Annotated in this window: 21 protein-coding genes; 13 read left to right on the top strand and 8 right to left on the bottom strand. The window is 65.5% G+C overall.

The window, feature by feature from the left end; translation table 11 throughout:
- Positions 1-21 precede the first annotated feature (21 nt).
- Positions 22-534, bottom strand: coding sequence for a glutathione peroxidase (locus tag QNO10_RS01530; protein ID WP_283995905.1), 513 nt, complete (start codon positions 532-534; stop codon positions 22-24).
- Positions 535-693: 159 nt separating this feature from the next.
- Here QNO10_RS01530 and QNO10_RS01525 point away from each other — a divergent pair, with 159 nt between their 5' ends.
- Positions 694-1722 (top strand): isopenicillin N synthase family dioxygenase, encoded by a 1029-nt coding sequence (locus QNO10_RS01525; RefSeq protein ID WP_229951174.1) that lies wholly within the window; start codon positions 694-696, stop codon positions 1720-1722.
- Between the two features lie 50 nt (positions 1723-1772).
- On the opposite strand, the gene QNO10_RS01520 is transcribed toward QNO10_RS01525, so the two are convergent.
- On the bottom strand, positions 1773-2702 hold the full coding sequence (locus QNO10_RS01520; protein WP_229951175.1) for a GlxA family transcriptional regulator: 930 nt from the start codon (positions 2700-2702) through the stop codon (positions 1773-1775).
- A 119-nt stretch (positions 2703-2821) separates the two neighbouring features.
- Here QNO10_RS01520 and QNO10_RS01515 point away from each other — a divergent pair, with 119 nt between their 5' ends.
- The 3 genes from QNO10_RS01515 to QNO10_RS01505 all read left to right on the top strand — a co-directional run bounded on the left by QNO10_RS01515 (position 2822) and on the right by QNO10_RS01505 (position 4809).
- Positions 2822-3475, top strand: coding sequence for a DJ-1/PfpI family protein (locus tag QNO10_RS01515; RefSeq protein WP_229951176.1), 654 nt, complete (start codon positions 2822-2824; stop codon positions 3473-3475).
- A gap of 55 nt (positions 3476-3530) precedes the next feature.
- On the top strand, positions 3531-3848 hold the full coding sequence (locus QNO10_RS01510) for a hypothetical protein (RefSeq protein WP_229951177.1): 318 nt from the start codon (positions 3531-3533) through the stop codon (positions 3846-3848).
- A gap of 76 nt (positions 3849-3924) precedes the next feature.
- On the top strand, positions 3925-4809 hold the full coding sequence (locus tag QNO10_RS01505; RefSeq protein ID WP_229951178.1) for an NAD-dependent epimerase/dehydratase family protein: 885 nt from the start codon (positions 3925-3927) through the stop codon (positions 4807-4809).
- An 81-nt stretch (positions 4810-4890) separates the two neighbouring features.
- Here the strand turns inward: QNO10_RS01505 and QNO10_RS01500 are convergent, their stop codons facing one another.
- On the bottom strand, positions 4891-6768 hold the full coding sequence (locus QNO10_RS01500; RefSeq protein ID WP_229951179.1) for a BCCT family transporter: 1878 nt from the start codon (positions 6766-6768) through the stop codon (positions 4891-4893).
- Between the two features lie 454 nt (positions 6769-7222).
- On the opposite strand from QNO10_RS01500, the gene QNO10_RS01495 reads away from it, so the two are divergent.
- The 5 genes from QNO10_RS01495 to QNO10_RS01475 all read left to right on the top strand — a co-directional run bounded on the left by QNO10_RS01495 (position 7223) and on the right by QNO10_RS01475 (position 13522).
- Positions 7223-7543 carry an FmdB family zinc ribbon protein gene (locus QNO10_RS01495; RefSeq protein WP_229951181.1) on the top strand — a complete coding sequence of 107 codons (321 nt, stop codon included), beginning with the start codon at positions 7223-7225 and terminating at the stop codon, positions 7541-7543.
- Between the two features lie 39 nt (positions 7544-7582).
- Positions 7583-8839: a formamidase gene (gene fmdA, locus QNO10_RS01490; protein ID WP_229951183.1), complete on the top strand. Its 1257-nt coding sequence runs from the start codon at positions 7583-7585 to the stop codon at positions 8837-8839.
- 78 nt (positions 8840-8917) lie between these two features.
- Positions 8918-11029, top strand: a complete 2112-nt coding sequence (locus tag QNO10_RS01485) for an NAD(P)/FAD-dependent oxidoreductase (protein WP_229951185.1) — start codon at positions 8918-8920, stop codon at positions 11027-11029.
- Between the two features lie 151 nt (positions 11030-11180).
- Positions 11181-12689, top strand: coding sequence for an MFS transporter (locus QNO10_RS01480; RefSeq protein ID WP_229951188.1), 1509 nt, complete (start codon positions 11181-11183; stop codon positions 12687-12689).
- A gap of 167 nt (positions 12690-12856) precedes the next feature.
- Positions 12857-13522, top strand: coding sequence for an SDR family NAD(P)-dependent oxidoreductase (locus tag QNO10_RS01475; protein ID WP_229951190.1), 666 nt, complete (start codon positions 12857-12859; stop codon positions 13520-13522).
- A 40-nt stretch (positions 13523-13562) separates the two neighbouring features.
- Here QNO10_RS01475 and QNO10_RS01470 read toward each other — a convergent pair whose 3' ends face one another.
- Positions 13563-14384: an alpha/beta hydrolase gene (locus QNO10_RS01470; protein ID WP_229951192.1), complete on the bottom strand. Its 822-nt coding sequence runs from the start codon at positions 14382-14384 to the stop codon at positions 13563-13565.
- Between the two features lie 138 nt (positions 14385-14522).
- Positions 14523-14987 (bottom strand): MarR family winged helix-turn-helix transcriptional regulator, encoded by a 465-nt coding sequence (locus tag QNO10_RS01465; protein ID WP_229951196.1) that lies wholly within the window; start codon positions 14985-14987, stop codon positions 14523-14525.
- A 41-nt stretch (positions 14988-15028) separates the two neighbouring features.
- Here QNO10_RS01465 and QNO10_RS01460 point away from each other — a divergent pair, with 41 nt between their 5' ends.
- Positions 15029-15997, top strand: coding sequence for an alpha/beta fold hydrolase (locus tag QNO10_RS01460; RefSeq protein WP_229951197.1), 969 nt, complete (start codon positions 15029-15031; stop codon positions 15995-15997).
- Here the strand turns inward: QNO10_RS01460 and QNO10_RS01455 are convergent.
- Complete coding sequence (locus QNO10_RS01455) at positions 15994-17625, bottom strand: HNH endonuclease signature motif containing protein (RefSeq protein ID WP_229951198.1); 1632 nt, start codon at positions 17623-17625, stop codon at positions 15994-15996. The two genes, QNO10_RS01460 and QNO10_RS01455, sit on opposite strands and share 4 nt — an antisense overlap.
- Positions 17626-17906: 281 nt before the next feature.
- Here QNO10_RS01455 and QNO10_RS01450 point away from each other — a divergent pair, with 281 nt between their 5' ends.
- Together QNO10_RS01450 and QNO10_RS01445 are read left to right on the top strand one after the other, a co-directional pair.
- A complete protein-coding gene (locus QNO10_RS01450; protein ID WP_229951204.1) occupies positions 17907-18122 on the top strand; it encodes a helix-turn-helix domain-containing protein in 216 nt (71 codons plus the stop codon).
- Between the two features lie 4 nt (positions 18123-18126).
- The gene (locus QNO10_RS01445; protein WP_229951206.1) at positions 18127-18702 is read left to right on the top strand and encodes a Clp protease N-terminal domain-containing protein; all 576 of its coding nucleotides are present in this window, start codon (positions 18127-18129) and stop codon (positions 18700-18702) included.
- A gap of 42 nt (positions 18703-18744) precedes the next feature.
- On the opposite strand, the gene QNO10_RS01440 is transcribed toward QNO10_RS01445, so the two are convergent.
- Together QNO10_RS01440 and QNO10_RS01435 are read right to left on the bottom strand one after the other, a co-directional pair.
- Entirely contained in the window at positions 18745-19362 is a 618-nt protein-coding gene (locus QNO10_RS01440) for a maleylpyruvate isomerase N-terminal domain-containing protein (protein ID WP_229951209.1), read from the bottom strand.
- Positions 19363-19427: 65 nt separating this feature from the next.
- Positions 19428-20033 carry a class I SAM-dependent methyltransferase gene (locus tag QNO10_RS01435; RefSeq protein ID WP_229951212.1) on the bottom strand — a complete coding sequence of 202 codons (606 nt, stop codon included), beginning with the start codon at positions 20031-20033 and terminating at the stop codon, positions 19428-19430.
- Between the two features lie 128 nt (positions 20034-20161).
- Between QNO10_RS01435 and QNO10_RS01430 the strand changes: the two genes are divergently transcribed.
- Positions 20162-20287: a hypothetical protein gene (locus tag QNO10_RS01430; protein ID WP_269437892.1), complete on the top strand. Its 126-nt coding sequence runs from the start codon at positions 20162-20164 to the stop codon at positions 20285-20287.
- Positions 20288-20358: the final 71 nt, after the last annotated feature.

Here is a 20358-nt window from a genome sequence, read left to right as displayed (position 1 = left end):
CGCTCCCCCGGAACTCCAGCCCTACTCCAGACGCAGGACGGCCTCCACGGATTCCTGCATTTCTGGTGCCCCGGGGGCGACGGCGGACGCGAACCGGCCCACGATCTCGCCGCTGTCGGTGATCAGGAACTTCTCAAAGTTCCATCCGATGTCATCGCCCAGCTCACCGTCGTGGAACTTAGTCAGCGCGGCGTAGAGCGGGTGCCGGTTCGGGCCGTTGACCTCGGCCTTGGCCGTCAGCGGGAAGGTCACACCGAAGTTCCGCGAGCAGAACTCGGCAATCTCTTTGTTGCTGCCCGGTTCCTGCCCGGCGAAGGAGTTGCTGGGCACGCCGAGGATGGAGAAGTTCCGGCGTTCATAGGTTTCGTAGAGGGCCTGCAGGCCCTCGTACTGCTGCGTGAAACCGCAGCGCGAGGCCACATTGACCACCAGTACGGCCTTGCCGCGGAACAGCTCGCCGAAGGTGGTTTCGGTGCCGTCCAGCATGGTGAGGGGAATGTCGTACAAGTTCTCGTTCACGGCGTTGCTCTCCACGGGAATCCCTTTCGATTGGTCTGCTTCCATTGCATCCCATTCCCGGCGGAACACCCAATTCCGGCTTCTGCGCTTACCCGGATGAAACACCGGGACGTGATTCATAGCACTTCGTAATATTCGGATTCAGCTGGCCAAACCCGGTGGTAGCTTGCCGCTATGAGTGCAATTCCCGAGTCAATACCCGTCCTGGACCTGAGCACGGCACGCAGTGCCGACGGCTCCTTCGACCCCGGATTCATCGATCAGCTGCGTGATGCCACGCACCGGATCGGCTTCTTCCAGCTGGTCGGCTACGGTGCCGCCCAGACGAAGGTGGAGGAGCTGTTCGACGTCACCAAACGGTTCTTCGGCCTGCCACTCGAGGACCGGCTGGCCCTGGACAACCGGAACTCCCCGCACTTCCGCGGCTACACCCGGCTCGGCACCGAAATCACCAAGGGCCGCCCCGACGCCCGCGAGCAGGTCGACTTCGGTCCCGAACGCGCGCCGGTGGCGGAGTACCCGGCAGACCAGCCGTATTGGCTGGTGCAGGGACCCAACCAGTTCCCGGACCAGGTGCTCCCCGAGCTGCGGGCCACCGCCATGGACTGGGCCGAGGCCATGAGCTGGGTGGGTGCCGAGCTGCTCAGTGCCATCGCCGTGTCCCTGGAACTGCCCGAGGACCATTTCACCGAACCCTTCGAGGACACCCCGGCGTGGATGGCCAAGCTCATCCACTATGTGGGCGGTGTCGTTAAGGAAGCCGGCACCCAGGGCGTCGGAGCGCACGCCGACTACGGCTTTATCACCCTGCTGCTGCAGGATTCGGTGGGTGGGCTGGAAGTGAAGCCGCACGAGTCCGATACCTGGCTTCCGGTAGAGCCCATTCGCGGCGCACTGGTAGTGAATCTGGGTGAAATGCTCGAGGTGGCTACCCAGGGCTACCTCTCGGCCACCATCCACCGCGTCCTGGCTCCGGCGCCCGGCGTGGACCGGTACGCCATTCCGTTTTTCTGGTCGCCGCGGCTGGACTCGGTGATTGATCCCGTGACGCTGCCCGCCGAACTGGCCGGACAGTCCCGCGGCATCTCCGACGATCCCGACAACCCCATGCTCGCCTCCTACGGCGCCAATGTCCTGAAGGGCTGGCTGCGGGCCCACCCGCAGGTGGCCAAGCTGCACCATCCGGAGCTTGTGGGGAAATAGGGGCTTCGGCCCGCGGGCGAGGTCGGTGAGCGGAGCTCAGTGCGCGGAGCTCAGTGGGCGGTCAGCGCAGTGCGGTACCGCGTGGGACTGGTCCCGACGATGTCGGCGAACCTGGCGCGGAGGTTGGCGGCGGTTCCGAGACCAGAATCCGCTGCCACGCGGTCCACTGAATAATCTGTCGTCTCCAGCAGGCGCTGGGCACGGCGGACACGGGCCCGGGTCAGCCATTGGCTCGGTGTCAGCCCGAGTTCCGCCGCAAAGCGGCGGTTCAGGGTGCGGGTGCTGACCGCCGCCGACCGGGCAATGTCGACGACGGTGATGGCCTCGGAGGCGTGCTCATCGATCCACCGCAGGGTGTCCCCCAGCCCATTGGCGCCGAGCGTGTCATCGCGCACGTACTGGGCCTGGCCGGCGTCGCGGGTGAGGGGCATCACCGCAGCGCGTGCGGCGTCGGCGGCGACGGCGCCGCCGTGGTCGCGGGCGATCATATGGAGGCAGAGGTCAATGCCGGCCGACGCACCCGCAGACGTCAGGATCTGTCCGTTGTCGACGAACAACGCGGCGGGGGTTACGTTGACGCCGGGGTACTGGGCGGCGAGCAGGTCCGCCGCACGCCAATGGGTGGTGGCGGTCAACCCGTCCAGCAGCCCTGTACTTGCCAGGTCCAGCGCTCCGACGCAGATCGACGCGATGCGCGCGCCGTTTCCGGCGGCGCTGCGGATGGCTGCGATGGTGCGGGGATCCAGGGGACTGCTGCCCTCGGAGCGGCCCGGGATGATCACGGTGTCAGCCTCGGCAATCCGGGCCAGGGAATGCGGGACAGTGATGGAGATCGGGCCGGCGCCTGCCTGCCGCCGGGGGCCGGCCACCACCACGTCGTACAGCGGCTCTCCCCCGCCGCTCCGGCCGAAAACTTCCAGGGGCGTGGCCAGGTCGAAGGCGATGACGCCGTCTACGGCAAGAACAGCAATGGTGTGCATGCTGACATCCTAAGCGTAGCGGTGGCGGAATCGTTGCGCATGACGGCGTATCAGCCACTCGTCCGGGCTGCGGCCCGCTTCTAACGTTGAAGAGTCCCCTTCAACCGAAAGGCAGCACCGTGCTCGCTCAGATTGTCCTTTTCGACGGCTTCGACCCGCTCGACGTCATCGGCCCGTTCGAGGTGCTTTGCGCCGGATCAGACGCGGTCGGGGGTGATCTGGACGTGCGGCTCGTGGCGCTCGGCAAGCCGGGCGCAGTGACGAGCGGCACCCGCGGGCTGCGGCTCAAGGCCACCCATACCCTGGACCCGGAAGCACCCGGAGTCGTTATTGTCCCGGGGGCATCGGGACCCATCGCCGGGGATCCGGACGAAATCGACACCATCCCGGTCATGATTGCCCGGCTCGGCGGTACAGCGCTGCCCGCCCTGATAAGCCGCGCCTTCGCCGCCCCGGAGACTCTGGTAGCCACCGTCTGCGGCGGATCGCTGGTGCTCGCCATGGCCGGCCTGCTTGAGGGCCGGACCGCTGTGACCCACCCTCTCGGCAACCCCGTACTCGAAGCCACCGGCGTGCGCGTCATCGAGGCCAGGGTGGTCGACGACGGCAACCTCGTCAGCGGCGGCGGCGTCACCTCCGGCCTGGATCTGGCCCTCTATCTGCTCGAACGGCTTTACGGTCCGCGGATTTCCCACGCTGTTGAGCAGCTCTTCTCCTATGACCGCCGCGGAACCGTCTGGCATGAACGGGGCCCCGAGCCTCTCGTCGCCTGACGTCCGCATAAGCCCCGCTACCCACCACCATCACCTGCAGAGAGACGTATCCTCCATGACTTCCCTTCCCGGAACCTGGGCGCTGACCATGCGCACACCCATCGGCAGCATCAACGCCACCATGACTTTCACCGATACGGACGGCGTCCTCACCGGGACCGCGGCGGGAGCGGCGGAGACAGTGCCGCTGCAAAACCTTCGTACGGCGATCTCTCCTGCCGGGGAAACAGTCACCTGGAGCCAGTCGATCACGAAGCCAATCCGGTTGAACCTCGACTTCGAGGTTCTCGTCACGGGCGACACCATGCAGGGTCATTCCCGCGCGGGACGCCTGCCCAAGTCCTCGGTGGAGGGAACCCGGCAGGCTGCCTGAGCCAGCAGCGGCATGCTGCAGCCGCCAACGGAAGTTAGGGGTAGTCTCGGCACTCCCAGCAACCCCAGGAGAACGAATGAAAGTCCTCATCACCGGTGCCCACGGAAAAGTAGGCCGCGCCGTCACCCAGGCCATGATGGACGCCGGACACGAGGTCATGACCACCGACCTCTCACAGCCGGGTTTCGAACGCAAACTGCCTGGAACCCCGAAGTACATGCGGGCCGATCTCACCGACGCGGGCGACGCCTTCGCCGTCGTCCGCGGTGCGGAGGCCGTGGTGCACGTGGCTGCCATCCCGGAACCCACCGGCCATCCTCCGCATGTCGTCTTCCAGAACAACCTCATGGCCACGTTCAACATCCTGGAAGCCGCGGTCCGCTTCGGGGTGAAGCGCTTCGTCTACATTTCCAGCGAAACCGTGCCCGGGTTCTTCTTCCCGGAACGCGATTTCCTGCCGGACTACGCGCCGGTGGACGAAGAGCATCCGGTGCATCCCCAGGACCCGTACGCGCTCTCCAAGCACTTCGGCGAACAGCTCATGGACGCCGCCGTGGCCCGCTCCGACATCCAGTGCATCACCATCCGGCCCAGCTGGGTGCAGTTCGAGGGCAATTACGAGCTGAACCTAGGGCCGCAGATCCGCGACAGCTCGGTGCTGAGCCCCGGTTTGTGGAGCTATGTGGATGTGTACGATCTGGCCGACGCCATCGTCCTCGCCACCGAATCGGACCTGCCCGGGCACGAGGTTTTCTACATCGCCTCACCCGACAACGTCGGCGGCCACAACTTTGCAGAGATCCTGTCGGAGCACTACGGCGACCAGATCCAGCTGCGCGGCCTGGACCGGCCGGACGCCTCGGGGATTTCCAGCGCCAAGGCACACAAGCTGCTCGGCTGGCGGCCGAAGCGGTCCTGGCGGGATTATCTGGACGCCGAGGGCAACGCACTGCGGAACTAGTTTGTCTCTGTGGCGTCGGCTCTTGCCGTGCGGAAGCGGGAACCATGTGTTCCCGCTTCCGCTTTCAATCCGGCAGGAGCGCTAGTCGGCGGCGCCGGCTTTCACCTTGTCCGAATGCTCCTCCTCCGGGCCCTCTACAACGTCCGCGTCCTGCACGTTGTCCGTGTACCAATCGGTGAGCGCGGGGTCGTCGCTCTCGAAGTCGGCACCGGCGCCTTCCGCCTCCGGCACATGTGCGGTGCCGAAGACGAAGTCGTCTCCGTGCTCGTCGATGCCGCGGCGCACGCCGCCGCTGATGGCCTCCATTGCATACCGGCGCCGGATCATCAGCGGGTCGTTGCGCAGGTCCTTGGCCCAGGAGATCATCACGCCGACGAGGATGATGGTGAACGGCAGGGCGCTGGTCACCATCATGGCCTGGAGTCCCGAGAGGGCGTTGTGGCCCCCGGCCAGCAGCAGGAACATGGCCATCAGCCCGAGTGCCGCCGACCAGATGATGGTCACCGATTTCGAGGGCACGGGCCGGCCCGACTGGGACATCGAACCCATGACGTTGGCCGCCGAGTCCGCGGCGGTGACGAAGAAGACCATAATCGCGAGCATGCACACGATGGGCGTCACGGAGCTGAACGGCAGGTTGGCAAGCAGATCGAACATGACGTTCTCTCCGGAGCCCTTCATGGTCAGGTCCAGCCCGTTCTGGTTCATCCAGATGGCGGTGCCGCCGAAGACCGTGTACCAGCAGACGGAGATGGACAAGGGAACGAAGACGACGACGGTGACGAACTGGCGCAGGGTGCGGCCCTTGGAGATCTTGGCGATGAACATTCCCACGAACGGCGACCAGGAGATCCACCAGGCCCAGTACAGGGTGGTCCAGCCGGTCAGGAAGGCCTCCTGCTCGGCGCCCTGGCCGGCGAAGACGGTCAGCATGTCCGGCATGTTGCCGACAAACGCGATGAGCGAGGCCGGCAGCAGATCGAGCAGGAAGAACGTCGGCCCGGTCAGCAGGACAAAGAGCGTCAGCAGAATGACCAGGGTCATGTTGAGGTTGGAGAGCAGCCGGATGCCCTTCTTGATGCCGGCGACCGCGGAGATGGTGAAGACAACCGTCAGGAGGCTGATGGCGACGACGACGAAGCCGTTGCCCAGCTCCTTGCCCGTGATGATCGAGACTCCGGTGCGGATCTGGATCGCGCCGATACCCAGCGAGGTCGCGGTGCCGAACAGTGTCACCAGCACGGCGGAAACGTCGATGATCTTTCCCAGCACCCGGTTGTTGCCGTCGGGGAAGACCGGTTCAAACAGCGACGAAATCAGCGGCAGCCGGCCGCGCCGGAACGAGGCGTAGGCCAGGGCGCCGCCCACCAGGGCGTAGATGACCCAGGCGAGACTGGCCTGGTGCAGGAAGGTGGTCGACATGGCCGGCAGGATGGCGGCGGAGCTGCCGGCCTCGGCATCAGTCGAGGGCGGCGGGGAGAGGAAATGGCTGAGCGGTTCCATCGGCCCGTAGAAGATCAGCGCAATGCCCAGACCAGCTGCGAACAGCATGGAGATCCAGGACGTCGTGGAGTACTCCGGCGTGCTGTCGTCGGCCCCCAGCCGGATCTTGCCGGTCGGACCGAAGCCGACCACCAGCATGAAGACCGCGGCGGCAACCATGGTGGCGTTAAACAGCCAGCCGAAATGCACAACCACCCAGGCCTGTATGCCGGTGCCCACGGAACTGAGGTTGCTGGGCGCAAAAATCGCCCACGCCAGAACGGCGAGAGAGATGGCCATGGCAAAAATGAACACCCCGCGCCGGGTCGGGTAGCTGACCCCGGTGTCCTCAACGCTGATGCCCGGGACCAGCCCGGGATGGAGGCTAAGCACTGGGGCGGAAGCGGCAGTACGCAGCGCTTTTTTGACACGCTCGACGGGGCGGCCGGCAGCCTTGCGTACCGGAGACCCGGACACGCTTGAACCGTCGGTACTGCCTGAGACGTGCTCTGGAGGTGAAGACTCGGAATTCATAACGCTAAACTTTAGTGCATAAAGCGTCAATTACCGTAAATCATGGATTGCAACGGCGCCCCCTCGATCAGCCGCAGAAGCGTCTGCATAGCACTGATACCACGGCAGGACCAATCGTTCGAAAGCGCTCGAACCATACTCCACCGCCAGCCCTGCGCCGCGAAAGTATTGCACCTTTACTCACCGATGCAATCGACAGGAATAGCGGAAGTCCTGATATTAATATCCCTTTATAATTGTTTCTGGATTCCCGGAAACAATTCCAGCCGGCCGATTATCGCCATCGCGCAGCTACCGTTGACTCGCTCCGGCCCCATCCCTAGGCTGTCGGGCAAGCCGGAGCGGCACCGCTGTTTCCAGACCATGACGCTCCCGCGGTGATCGAAAGGCTTTCGACATGCCGCTCTACGCCTACCGCTGCGCTGCCGGCCCGGAGGGCCCCGCAGGGCCGGACTGCGCCGGTTTCGAGGTCCAGCTCGCCATGGGGTCCGCCCCCGGATCCCTCCCCTGCCCCGCGTGCGGGGCTCCGGCCCGGCGCCGTTTCACCTCACCCAACCTCTCGCGCTCTTCCTCCAGTGCGTACCGGCTGATCGAGTCCACCCAGCGCAGCGCGGCGGAGCCCGCCGTCGTCCGCTCCCCCGGCCCGGTGTCCGGCGCCCGTCCGGCCGGCAACATCACCACCAATCCGCTCCACCGAAAGCTGCCCCGTCCCGACTAAACCTCCGCACAAACGCCCGCCCCAGTTAGAGGAGAAGCCATGCCCAAGGTCGTCTTTCCCCTTGATTCGTCCAGGAAATTCGAGGACCAGGAGAAGCTGGGGCACAACCGGTGGCATCCGGAAATACCTCCGGTTGCGGTGCTGCGCCCCGGGGAGGCCTTCCGGGTGGACTGCCGCGAGTGGTTTGACGGTGCCATCGTCAATGACGATTCCGCCGAAGACATCCTCAACGCCCCGCTGCTGACCGTGCACAAACTCAGCGGCCCGTTCGCCGTGGAAGGCGCCCGTCCCGGCGACCTGCTGGTGGTGGACATTCTCGACGTCGGCCCCATTCCGCAGGAGGACTCCGGTCCGCTGGCGGGACAGGGCTGGGGGTACACCGGGATCTTCGCCCGCGAGAACGGCGGCGGTTTCCTCACCGATCAGTTCCCCGACGCGTACAAGGCCGTCTGGGATTTCAGCGGCCAGACCGCCACCTCCCGGCACGTCCCCGGGGTTTCCTTTACCGGCATGATCCATCCCGGATTGATGGGGACCGCGCCGTCGGCGGCCCTGCTGGCCAAGTGGAACCAGCGGGAAGGTGACCTGATCGCCACCGACCCGCACCGTGTTCCGCCGCTGGCCCTGCCGCCGGAGGCCGGGCACGCCGTCCTCGGCGGATTGCCCCGGGACCAATGGGATCGGGTGGGCGGGGAAGCCGCCCGCACTGCGCCGCCGCGGGAGAACGGCGGAAACCAGGACATCAAGAACCTGTCCAAGGGCAGCCGGATCTTCTACCCGGTGTTCGTCGACGGCGCGAACCTTTCCGTGGGCGACCTGCACTTCTCACAGGGCGACGGCGAAATCACCTTCTGCGGCGCCATTGAAATGGGCGGGTTCATCGATCTCCGGGTGGACCTGATCAGGGGCGGTATGGAGACCTACGGTGTCTCCGAAAACGCCATCTTTATGCCGGGGAACGTGGATCCGCAGTTCAGCGAGTGGATCGCCTTCTCGGGCACCTCGGTGACGCTCGACGGCGAGCAGCGCTACCTCGACTCGCACCTGTCCTATCAGCGGGCCTGCCTGCACGCGATCGACTACCTGACGAAGTTCGGGTACAGCCCCGAACAGGCCTACCTGCTCCTTGGCGCCGCACCGATTGAAGGCCGGCTGTCCGGAGTCGTCGACATCCCGAACTCGTGTTCCACCGTGTACATCCCGACGTCCATTTTCGACTTCGATGTACGCCCCTCCGCGGCCGGACCGTTCCAGATCGATCCGGGCATTGGAGCGCCGCGGGCCAGCAGTACCTGACCAGCGGTGCGCTTTGACGGCGCCCCGGCACGCCGCGCCGCGTGTTTACGGTGTACACATCGGGGCTAAAATACCCCTGTGAATACCAAAAACTTCCCCCTCCTCATGGCCCCGGGGCGCATGGGCCCCATGGAAACACATAACCGAATCGTCCTGCCTGCCATGGACATGAATGTCTCCGAGCACGGCGAGATTGAACAGCCCGAAATCGACCACTACGTGGCCCGCGCCGCGGGAGGCGCCGGGCTGATCATCACCGGTGCCTGCGCCATTGCCTTCCCGCACGGCGCGGCCTCCATGAAGGAGCCGGGGCTCTCGGATGACAAGTACATTCCCGGGCTCAAGGCACTGGCCGACGCCGTCCATGCCGCCGGCAGCAAGCTGTGTATCCAGTCCACGCACCACGGCAAGGTAGCCCGCGTCGACGTCGCCAATGACCGGCCGGTGCTGGCACCCAACCAGCCGGACTACACCTATGACATGTCCGCCCTGGCCGACAGCACCCGCGAAGAGCTCGGCAAGATGGGTGCGGCCACCGCCGGCAAGCAGACCGCGTACCACGAGATGACGGCCGAGGACATTTCCTGGCTGGTCTCCACCTGGGCCGATGCGGCAGAGCGCGTCGCCAAGGCCGACGCCGACGCGATCGAGATCCACGTGGCGCACGGCTACATTCTGGGCGTCTTCCTCAACCAGCGGGACAACCTGCGCACGGATGAATACGGCGGCACCCTGGAAAACCGGGCCCGGCTCGCCTGCGAAGTCATCAGTGCCGTCCGGGAGCGGGTAGGCGACCGCCTGGCCATCCTGGTCCGCGTGGCCGGCGAGGAATACGGACAGGAAGGGGGCCTCACCCTCGACGAGGCCATCGAAGCCTCCAAGCTGTTCGAGCAGGCCGGCGCCGACGCCATCCACGTCACCGGCTGGGGACGTAATCCGTTCGACAACTTCACCGACGGTCCGCTGCCCAACAAGGTGGGCGCGTACCTGAAGAACGCCGCGGAGATTAAGAAGCACGTGAACGTGCCGGTGATCGCCGTCGGCCGGATGCTGCCGGAAGTCTCCGAGAAGGCGCTGGCCGCCGGGCAGATCGACTTCGCCGCGATGGGACGCCAGCTGCTGGCCGATCCGGAGCTGCCGAACAAGCTGCGTGACGGCAAGTTCGACCAGGTCCGCCCCTGCATCAACTGCTACCTCTGCGTCGCCGAGAACTTCTTCGATGACACCCCGTTCTGCGCGGTCAATCCGGCGCTGGGCAACGAGGCCCTGCTGCCGCTGAAGCCCGCCTCCGCGACCAAGCACGTAGTGGTTGTCGGCGCCGGCCCCGCCGGACTGGAAAGCGCCCGGGTCCTCACCGAACGCGGCCACCGGGTCACCGTGGTGGACAAGTCCGACCGTCTGGGCGGGACCATGTGGTTCTCCACCATGACCACCCCGGACAACGAACGGCTGCTGAAGTGGTTCAAGTCTGAAATCCGGCGCCTAAACATCGCGGTCAAGCTGAACACCCCGGCCACGGTGGAATCCATCCGCGCCCTGCACCCGGACCACGTGATCGTAGCCACCGGCGCCGTGCGCCCCAAGCCGGACTTCCCGGGCGGTGACCTGCCCATTGTGCAGACCGGCGACACGCTGCGGGCCATGATGCTCGGTACGGCAACTGCTGAGGAAGCCGGCGCGGTGCTGAGCACCCTGGGCAAGCTCGGCCGCCTCTCCGGCGTGACGAAGAGCCCGGAGTTTGTCCGCCAGTTCACCAAGGTCTGGCTGCCGATGGGCAAGGACGTTGTGGTGATCGGCGGCTCCCTGGTGGGCCTGGAACTGGCCGAGTTCCTCGCCGAGCGCGGCCGCCGGGTGACGCTGCTGCATGAGACGCAGCAGCTCGGCCTCCCGCTGGCCATGCCGCGCCGCTGGACCGCGGTGAAGGAATCCGAAAAGCACGGTGTGAAGATCCACCGCAACGCCTCGATCACCCGCATCACCGAGAAGAGCGTCGAGTGGACCGTGGGCGGCGAAAGCTTCTCCGCCCCCGCGGACATGGTGGTCTACGCGGACGGCACGACGTCGGCCTCTCCCCTGGCGGACGAGCTGCGGGCCGCGGACATCACCTGCGACGTGGTGGGCGACGCCGGTGCGGTCAACTACATCCACGGCGCCATCCACTCCTCCTGGGAGGTAGCCACCGCCCTCTAGGCCGGCAGCAGCACGTGGCCTTTCGGAGGCGCAAGAAAGCCGGCAGGCCGCAGCAATAGCGGCCTGCCGGCGTCGTTTGCGGACAGTGCAGCGGCACGCGGTCGAGCCGGATGCCTGTAGGCTCTCTAAGCCACCCCACCAGTTTCGTTTGATGAGGATCCCCCTTTATATGGACCGCACCACCCCTTCCGGCCTGCCGCAGGCCGCCGCCGTCGACCACTCGGCACATCCACACCGCTGGCTGCTGCTGGCCGTTCTGGCACTCGCCCAGCTGATGGTGGTCCTGGACGGAACCATCGTGAATATCGCCCTGCCGGATGCGCAGCGCGAACTGGGGATGTCCGACGGCGACCGCACCTGGGTGGTCACGATCTACGCGCTCGCCTTCGGCTCGCTGCTGCTGCTCGGCGGACGCATCGCCGATTATTGGGGCCGCAAGCGCACCTTCATGGTAGGTATGGCCGGTTTTGCCGTGGCCTCCGCCATCGGCGGTTTTGCGGAAAGCACCGAAATGCTCCTGGCCGCCCGCGGCCTGCAGGGCGCCTTCGCCGCACTGCTCGCACCGGCGTCGCTCGCCATCCTGACCATCACCTTCCCCTCGGGCAAGGACCGCATCAAAGCCTTCGCCGTGTACGGCGCAATTGGCGGCGGCGGCGCGGCCATCGGCCTGCTGCTTGGCGGGATTCTCACCCAGTACGCCAGCTGGAACTGGTGCCTGCTGGTCAACGTGCCGATCGCCGTCGCCGCCATGGCTGCCGGCCTGCCCCTAATCCGCGAAAGTAAGGCGCACGGCAACACCCGCTATGACCTGCCCGGTGCCATTCTTGTGGTGGCCGGACTGGCCTCGCTCGTGTACGGCTTCTCCCAGGCCGAAAACGGCTGGGCACGTGTTGAAACCATTGCCTTCCTGGTTGCCGGCGTGCTGATCCTGGCGCTCTTCGTGTTCGTGGAAAGCCGGGTCTCGAACCCGCTGCTGCCCCTGCGCGTGCTGACCAACAAGGTCCGCGGCGGCGCCTTCCTGACCTCCACACTGACCGGCGCAGCCCTGCTGGGCGGCATCCTGTTCCTGATCTTCTACTTCCAGATTGTCCTGGGCTACTCGCCGCTGAAGTCCGGCCTGGCGTCGCTGCCCATGACCATCGCCATCACCGTCGGCGCAGGCGTCCTGTCCAAGTTCCTTCCCGGCACCGGTGTACGCCTGCCCATGACCGTGGGACCGATCGTCGGCGCTGCCGGCCTGATCTGGCTCTCGTTCATCTCGGTGGAGGGCAACTACGCCCTGGAAGTCCTGCCCGGACTGGCACTGCTGGGCTTCGGCCTCGCAATGATCTTCGTGCCGCTGCAGAACGTGGCGCTGGCCGGCATTGATGAGCACGACGCCGGTGTGGCCAGTGCCGCTGTCTCGGCCACGCAGCAGATTGGCGGGTCCATCGGCACCGCGCTGTTCACGGCCGTCTACACGGCGGGCATCACGTCCTACCTGAGCAGCAGCAACGGCGGCCAGCCCACCGCGCAGCTCGAGGCACTCGTGAACGGCTACTCCACCGCGTTCATCTGGGCCGGCGTCGCACTGTTCCTCGCTGCCCCGATCGGGTACTTCATGATTCGCCCCTCCAAGGAGGACCTGCTGAAGGTTCCGGACGTGGCGCCCGTCGGCTAGATCGGCCCCTCAGTGATGGAAAGGAACCGGTTCCCGTGAAAGCGGGACCGGTTCCTTTTTTGTACGCCTTTTTGTACGCCTTTCGTACACCTGGTTTTCGTACGCCCGGAGCTGCTCCGTGAAGGAAACTCCGGAATTATTCGGCACCCCAGCCGGTTAGCTCCCCCATGACTACTATCGCGATCATTGGTGCAGGACGCGGCCTAGGTGCCGCCGTCGCTCGGCGATTCGGTGCGGAGGGATTCTCCGTTGCGCTGATCTCCCGAAGTCAGGCCAAGGTGGATGCCCTCGCCGAAGACCTCGGCAAGGCCGGCATTCCGGCCCGGGGCTTCGCCGCCGACGTCCGCAACCCGGAATCGATCGCCGCGGCCCTCGAGGCTGCGGCCGAAACCCTCGGCCCCGTCGAGGTGCTGCAGTACAGCCCCCTTCCGCAGAAGGACTTTATGCGGCCCGTCCTTGAGACGACGGTGGCTGACCTCAGGGGCCCGGTCGAGTTCTCCATCTACGGGCCGGTCGCCGCAGTCCACCAGGTGCTGCCCGGAATGCGGTTCCTTGGCGAAAACCGGGGCACCATCCTCTTCGTCAACGGTGGTTCTGCCGTGAAGCCCGGGCGCGGTGTCACCGGAACCTCGGTGGCGTTTGCCGGCCAGGCCGCCTACGCGCAGCTGCTCAACGAGGTCCTCGGCGAGGAGGGCATCCACGTGTCCCAGCTGATTATCGGCGGCCGCATCATCGAGGGTGACCCGGAAAAGGATCCCGACGTTCTCGCCGGCGTCCTCTGGGACCTCCACACCCGCCGGGACACGTTCCGCCACCAGATCAGCACGGACTGATCCGCGCCGGACCGGTCTGGCTGCTTAGCCCGGTCACATCCTAGAGAGCTGAGGGCTGCGCATGGCCGAGGCTCCAATCCAGCGCATAATCGGCCACCTCTTCCCACCCCGGTTCAGCGCAGGTCCAATGCGCCCTGCCATCGAACTCGTGGTATTCCGTCAGGGCGGGTGATTTGGCCCAGTGCCTGGCGTTGGATTTATTCACCGACGGGGGCATGATGTGGTCTTCACTGCCTCCGATAAACAGCAGCGGTGCCCTGTCGGTGGAGTAATCCACCCACGTCTCCTGATGTCCCGGCTGGAAATTCGCGAGCAATCCGTACGCCCACACCCAATTCCCGGGAGCGGCAATGGCATACCGTTCGTAGGCAGCATCGGAGTCTTCCCGGCTCAGCGTATTGGTGAAGGCGTAGTGCCATTCGTCCGGGGTGAACCCCACCGCTTTATGGAAGTTGGCAGGATTTTTCAGTGCGGGGAAGAGTGAGCGGGCCTGGGACAGCGGGGTAACCCTCACCCCTTCGGTTGGTGCCGAATTAATGGCAGCACCAGCAACACCCAAACCGCGCGCGAGAAGCATCTGCGTCAGAAGACCGCCGAAGGAGTGTCCCATGATGATGGGCGGACGGGGCAGAGACTCAATGACGCCCGCGAGGTGATCCAGGGTTTCCGGCACGGTCAGCGTGGCAATCACGTCCGGGTTTTCACGCAGTGCCTCTACCTCTATGTCGAATCCCGGATACGCGGGCGTCAGGACAGTGAAGCCTTTCGCCTCATAGTGGGCTTTCCACCCTTCCCAGCTGCGGGGCGTCACCCAGAGACCGTGGACGAGCACGATGGTGTCAGGGGTGCTGGAACCGTTCATGGTGTTCCCTTCGGTGCTCCAAGGGATCAGGAGGAAATGAAAAGGTATGCCGGAGAGTACGCAGTCCTGGGAGCGGGAACAATCCTTTGGATTGTTTTTCGTTCCGGGCAACCAGATATTGCTGGGAAGGGCGCTTTTCTACGCCTGTGCAATCCAGCCGGGAGCGACTGGCCGTACGGCTGCATCCCCCACCAGCCTTGCCAGGGTCGACTCCAGCTTCTCCAGTTCTCCGTGGCCGAGACGCTCGGACCATTCCTCCCGGAGCCTCTCGAAGACGGCTTCGCCCTGCCGCATCACCTCGAATCCCCGCGGTGTCACCGCGAGATGTTTCCGGCGGGCATCCTTCGGGTCGGCGTCGCGCATCACATAGCCCCGGTCCAGGAGGGTTGCGATCGTTTTAGCCGCTGCCTGTTTTGAAACGGCAAGCCCCCGTCCCAACTCGGAAGCATTGTCTGCGCCGGACGCGATCGTTCGCAGGGCAAACTCGTGGGCCGGCCGGAAGTCCTCGAATCCCTGCTCGTCGAGCTGAGCCATCGCCTCGTCGACTAGCCGACGGTAACCGCCGAGCAGCAGGAGGGCCAGGTCGGCGCCGGATCGGGACATGCCCTCAGAGTAGGCGCAGGGTCTAGACATGGACAACCGAGGTGTCTAACGTTTTCGACAACCTGGTTGTCTATCTGAGGAGCGGCATGGCCATCACCCCAACAAGCGGCACGGCGCACGGACTCACGCATCATCTGGCGGCCGTCAACGGAACCGAGCTCCACTACGTCTCTGCTGGTACTGCCGGGCCCCCTCTCCTGCTGGTCCACGGTTTCCCTGAGACCTGGTGGGCCTTCCACGAACTCATTCCGCTGCTTGCCGAAGACCACCGTGTGTTCGCCGTTGACCTTCGAGGTTTCGGCGACTCAAGCATCGCCGACAGCGGCTACAGCAGTGCGGTGGCTGCTGAGGATCTGCGTCAGCTGATTGCCCATCTCGACGTCGGACCGGTGCACCTCAGCGGCCAGGACATCAGCGGCGGGGCGGTATTTCGGCTGGCCGCCTTGCATCCGGAGCTTGTCCGAAGTTTCACAGCCATAGAAATGGGATTGGCTGGCTTCGGGCTGGAGGGCCTGGCCGACGTTACGCATGGTGGTTCCTGGCATATCGGCGTGCTGGCTGCCCCCGGCATCCCGGAACTGCTCCTGGCCGGCCGCGAACGGCAGTTCCTGCAATGGGCATTTAATGGGATGACCGCCGCTGCCGGGGCAATCACCGAGAACGATTATGACGAGTTCGGGCGGAGTTACTCCCGTGCCGGCGGATGGAACGGTGCGGCTGGCCTGTATCGGTCCATGCTCAGCGAGGGCGACGAGCTGAAGGCCTTGGCGGCATCGAACCCGGTGTCGATGCCTGTGCTCACGGTTGGGGCCAGCGGTGGTCCGTTTACGGAAACTACTATGCAGCAGGTCACCGACGGGCCGCTTTTCCCGGTCCAACTCGACGGCGTGGGGCACTATGCAGCGCTGGAAGCACCGGGCAGGCTCGCGGGCGTGATGCTCGATTTTCTAACTGGTCACGGCGCCTGGTCGGCTTCGGCGCACCTCCCTGCCGGTAGCAGCGAGGCTTAGAACGGCGGCTTCGGCTGATCGGCATCCACTTGCGGGGGTCCGAGTTCCAGGAAGGGCTCGGTCCGGTACACGCGTCCGGTCGGCGAGATCCACTCGATAACTCCAGGCACCGGCTGGCAGGCCTTCCAGAAACCCAGGGTCTTGAAGCGGTGGTGCCGCCGGCATAGATGTTCCAGATTCCCGTGGACCGTTGGACCGCCTTTCGCCCAGTCGATCGTGTGGTCGATGTCCGCATTTGCGGTGCTGACCCGGCACCCGGGGAACCTGCAGGTTCCATCCCGGGCCCGCAGCCAGCGGCGAAGCCCGGCAGGAACTTTCCTCCGTTTCCCCACACCCAGAATCTCCCCTGTCTCAGGGTCCCGCGCCAATCCGGTCCAACCTGCGGCGTTGCGGGCCAACCGTCGGGCTGCTTCGGCGCTGATAGGACCGTAGCCGTGCAGTTCCGCCGGCCGATCATCGGCCCCGAAGAGCGTTTCGGCATTGATCAAGACCATAACTTCGGCCCGCGGGACGACACCGGCGTCTTCGCAGCCACTACCGCCCACTGGACCGTGGCCGCCAACACTGGTTGATCCGAGCCCGCCGACACCCTCCCCAACAACCCAGGCTCCCCCAGCCGTCCTGCGGGCGACACTGTCTGCCCTGCCAGCCCTTCGACCCGCTTCACCAGGCCCGCCGGCGCGGGGTGAACTCAGCCCGCCCATCAGCAACTGCGCCAGGATGTCGGCACGCAGCTGGTCCGCAGTCCTTGGGTCCCCGTCGGATTGTTCACCTCGGGCCGCAGTGCTGAGGGTCGCGTAAATCTGCTGGGCTTCCTCTGCCCGCAGATGAGCCGACAGGCAGGACATGCCATCCTCTTCACGATCCAGAGTGACCTTGCGCTGCTCGAACGCGGTGAGGTGCCTTTTCGCGATGGTTTCCGGGTACTGTTTCTCGCGCAGTCTCCGGGCCTTCGCGGAGAACTGCGCCCGGGTCTGCCCCTCAGCGGCCTTGAGCAGGCTGGCTTCGAATTCCGGCAGCGCAGCGGAGGGGACGTTCTGGCACTGGTCCAGCACCACCTGCGCGTGGGCGTAACTAATCTGTCCCTCTTCCAGACCGGCCAGGGTCGCGGTATGGGTGCTGCATAAGGTGCCCGCTTCGAACATCAACCGCTGCGCAGTCATCTGGGGAACGTTCAGGATAGTGGCACATTCGGCGGCCGCGAGGCTGAACCCCATCCCTGGTTCGAGCCGGCCAGAGGCAGCGTGGAAGCGGTCCCGGAAGGTCGCCTCCATCCGGTCCATCAGCCGGGCCTGCTGTGCCTGCGCCCAGGAAATCAGATGTGCAACGCGGCTGAGAGCATCTCCGACTGTTTGCTCATCGAAGGCTTCCAGGTTCTGCAGCGCCAACGTGCCGGTGAAGCCGTCCGGATACACACGGTCAGGACTTCCAGCAGCAGTGGAACAGGCGGCGGCCGGCTCGGCTGCGGCTGGCGAGGGCGAGGGGCCGGGGCCAGAATCGGTATCCGTTTCCGCACGGTAAACCGCCAGGGTGCATGACGCATCCGCCTGACCATCCAACCCTTCCGGCTGCTGGTCTTCGCCATCCTGCTCTTCGGTTATCCGTTCGGTGTTCCCGAGCTGGTCCATGCTTCAGGATTTCATCCCGCACTGACATTCCCGACCCAAAAACAGGCCATAACCGGCCAGTTCTCGAACCCAAAAATACCCGTCTTTTGGCCCCCACTACCTGCCCACGGTGCAGGGGGCTTTTCCGGACGAAAGGCAGTCTCGCCGGGCGAAAAGCGACGTCACCGAGGACACAAAGCGACCCCGCCCCGCTCCCCACGGCGAAGGCGAGCCCTTGCCCTTCCCTCCGGACTTCCCACGACCCCTTGACACACCCCACCCGTCAATCTAAGTTGACAGCCATGGAAGACCAATCCCGAATGGCCGCCGCAGCAGCCAGCCCCGACCCCGCCACCGGGCTGCGCGCCGTCGTCGCCCTCGGCCGGCTGCGCGACCAGCTCGAAGCCGTCCAGGTGGCCAATGCCCGGGCACAGGGCTGGTCCTGGCAGTCGATCGCAGACCAGCTCGGCATCAGCAAGCAGGCAGTGCACCAGAAGTACAACCGGAAAGCGAAGTGACGCCATGTTTGAACGGTTTACGAAGCAAGCCCGCGAAAGCGTGATTGCCGCCCAGGAAGAGGCACGCACCCTGAAGGCAACCCAGATCCTCCCGGTCCACGTGCTGCTCAGCGCAGTGGCGACGGCGGAAGCATCCCCCTCCCCGCTGGCATCAGTGCTCACCGGATACGGCCTGACCCCGGCGCAGCTCCGCGCCGACCTTCAGGCGATGGGACAGGACGCGGGGTTCGACGACGCCGCCGCACTGGAATCCGTGGGCATCGACCTGGATGAAGTGCGCCGCGCCGTTGAGGCCCAGTTCGGCGAGGGCGCGCTCGATGCAGCAGAACCCTCCGAACGCCGACGCGGCCTATTCGGCTCTCGCAAAGGACACATACCGTTCAACCGCGGCGCGAAAGCCGTCCTGGAGAACAGCCTGCGCGAATCAATCGCCCGGAAGGACGGCTACATTGGGACGGAACATCTCCTGCTGGGGGTGCTGCGTGGTGCCGACCCGGCAGCCTTATCCCTGATCAGCCGGCATGTGCAGCCGGAGGAACTGAGGGCACGGATTACCGGCACGATGGACGCCGCCGCCTAAGCGGAAGTCCGCCGCCTAAGCGGGAGTCCGCGAACCCTCGACTTACCAGTCCGCCAGCTTCGTGTCCGGAGCCAGCGGCCCCCTGCCCGCCAGCCACGCCATGAATTCCCTCCGCTGGCCGAGTGAGCCCAGCCGTTCCGGAACAGTGGCGAGCAGGAGCGGAAGGTCCCACGCAACGTACTCCTCCGGCCAGTCGGAGGGCGTATAGCCGAGCCCCAGGTCCACGTGGTGCATCTCGACTTCGCGGAGCCGATGCGCCGGACAACCTGCCACCGGATAGTCGTCGTTACCCATGAGGTGGCCGTTGGGCCATCCCGCCGCGGCAGACAAAGCCAGGACCTGTTCGAGGTGCAGCATGCTGGAGCGGAGATCGGCAATGATCGCTGCTGCCGGCAGTCCGGCCCCCTCCTCAATATCGCGGGCCCGCTGTTCGGAACCACCGGGATACCTCGGGACATCATGCCCGTCGAGGGCGCCGGCCAGCCGGCGGGCGTGGGCATCGGCATTCCGGGCGAGATGGGACAGGACATGGCCCACTGTCCAGCCGGGCAAGCGGCTCGGCGACCGGACATCCGTAACGGTCGCCACCCTGTCCAACAATCGCGCCTGGGCCTCAACGCACATCTGCGAGGCCCGCTCCGGATCCGCTTCCAGGTTCACAGTGCCCCGCCTTCCCTCGACTTGCTGATGGACGTTATTGTCCGCCGCCGGGGCGTCAATGCCGATCAGGCGCGGCCCAGCACCGCCACCAGGAAGTCCGAGTCCCCGTTGAACGGCCGCAGGTCCCAGGTGGAGAACCGTTGCTGCACCTCAAGGCCTGCCGTGGCGGCGTCGTCGAAGAACGCCTCGAAGGCGTAACCGCGGTTTCCGCCGAACCCAATGACCACGCGGCCGTCGGCAGTGAGGTGCCCGCGCATCCGGGTCAGGACGTCGACGGCGGTGCCCGGCGCCAGGAAGGTCATCACGTTGCCGGCACAGACAATCAGGTCGAACGGTTCGGTGATGCCTTCTGCGGGCAGGTCCAGTTCGGCAAGGTCGCCCACGAACCACTGCAGGTCCGGGAAGTCCTGCCGGGCTGCCTCGATCAGTTCGGGGTCGACGTCGACGCCGACGACCCTGTGGCCGCGTCGCGCCAGTTCCCCGCCCACGCGGCCGGGACCGCAGCCGGCGTCGAGAATCCGGGCTCCCCGCGGCAGCATCGCGTCGATCAGCCGCGCTTCGCCGTCCAGATCCTTGCCCTGCTCCCGCATCTCTTCAAACCGCGAAATGTACCAGGCGGAATGCCCGGGATTCTGCCGCTTTTTTGCTTCCCAGAGAGTTTCGCTTCGCATGTTCCCAGCCTACGTCGCAACGAAAAAACACGGACACCCGGGTTCCAAACCGCTCTGGGGGTACAGGATGGGTGTACCCAGCCGGGGAGGCACGAGTCCCGGACCGCACAGAGGAAAGGCATTATCCAATGGCAGATCTAGGCGGAATGGCAGACAAGGCGAAGGACGCAGCCAAGGACCATCCGGAGAAGGTCGACCAGGCCAAAGACAAGGCGAAGGACGCCGTCGACGGCAACAAGGACGACAAGAAGTAAGTAATCAGTACAAGAAGAGCCGGACCACCCCCGTGGCGGTCCGGCTCTTCTGCGTTAAGGAACCCCCCGGA

Source organism: Arthrobacter sp. zg-Y919, assembly GCF_030142045.1.
GTDB lineage: Bacteria > Actinomycetota > Actinomycetes > Actinomycetales > Micrococcaceae > Arthrobacter_B.
This window is presented reverse-complemented; position numbering and strand designations above follow the sequence as displayed.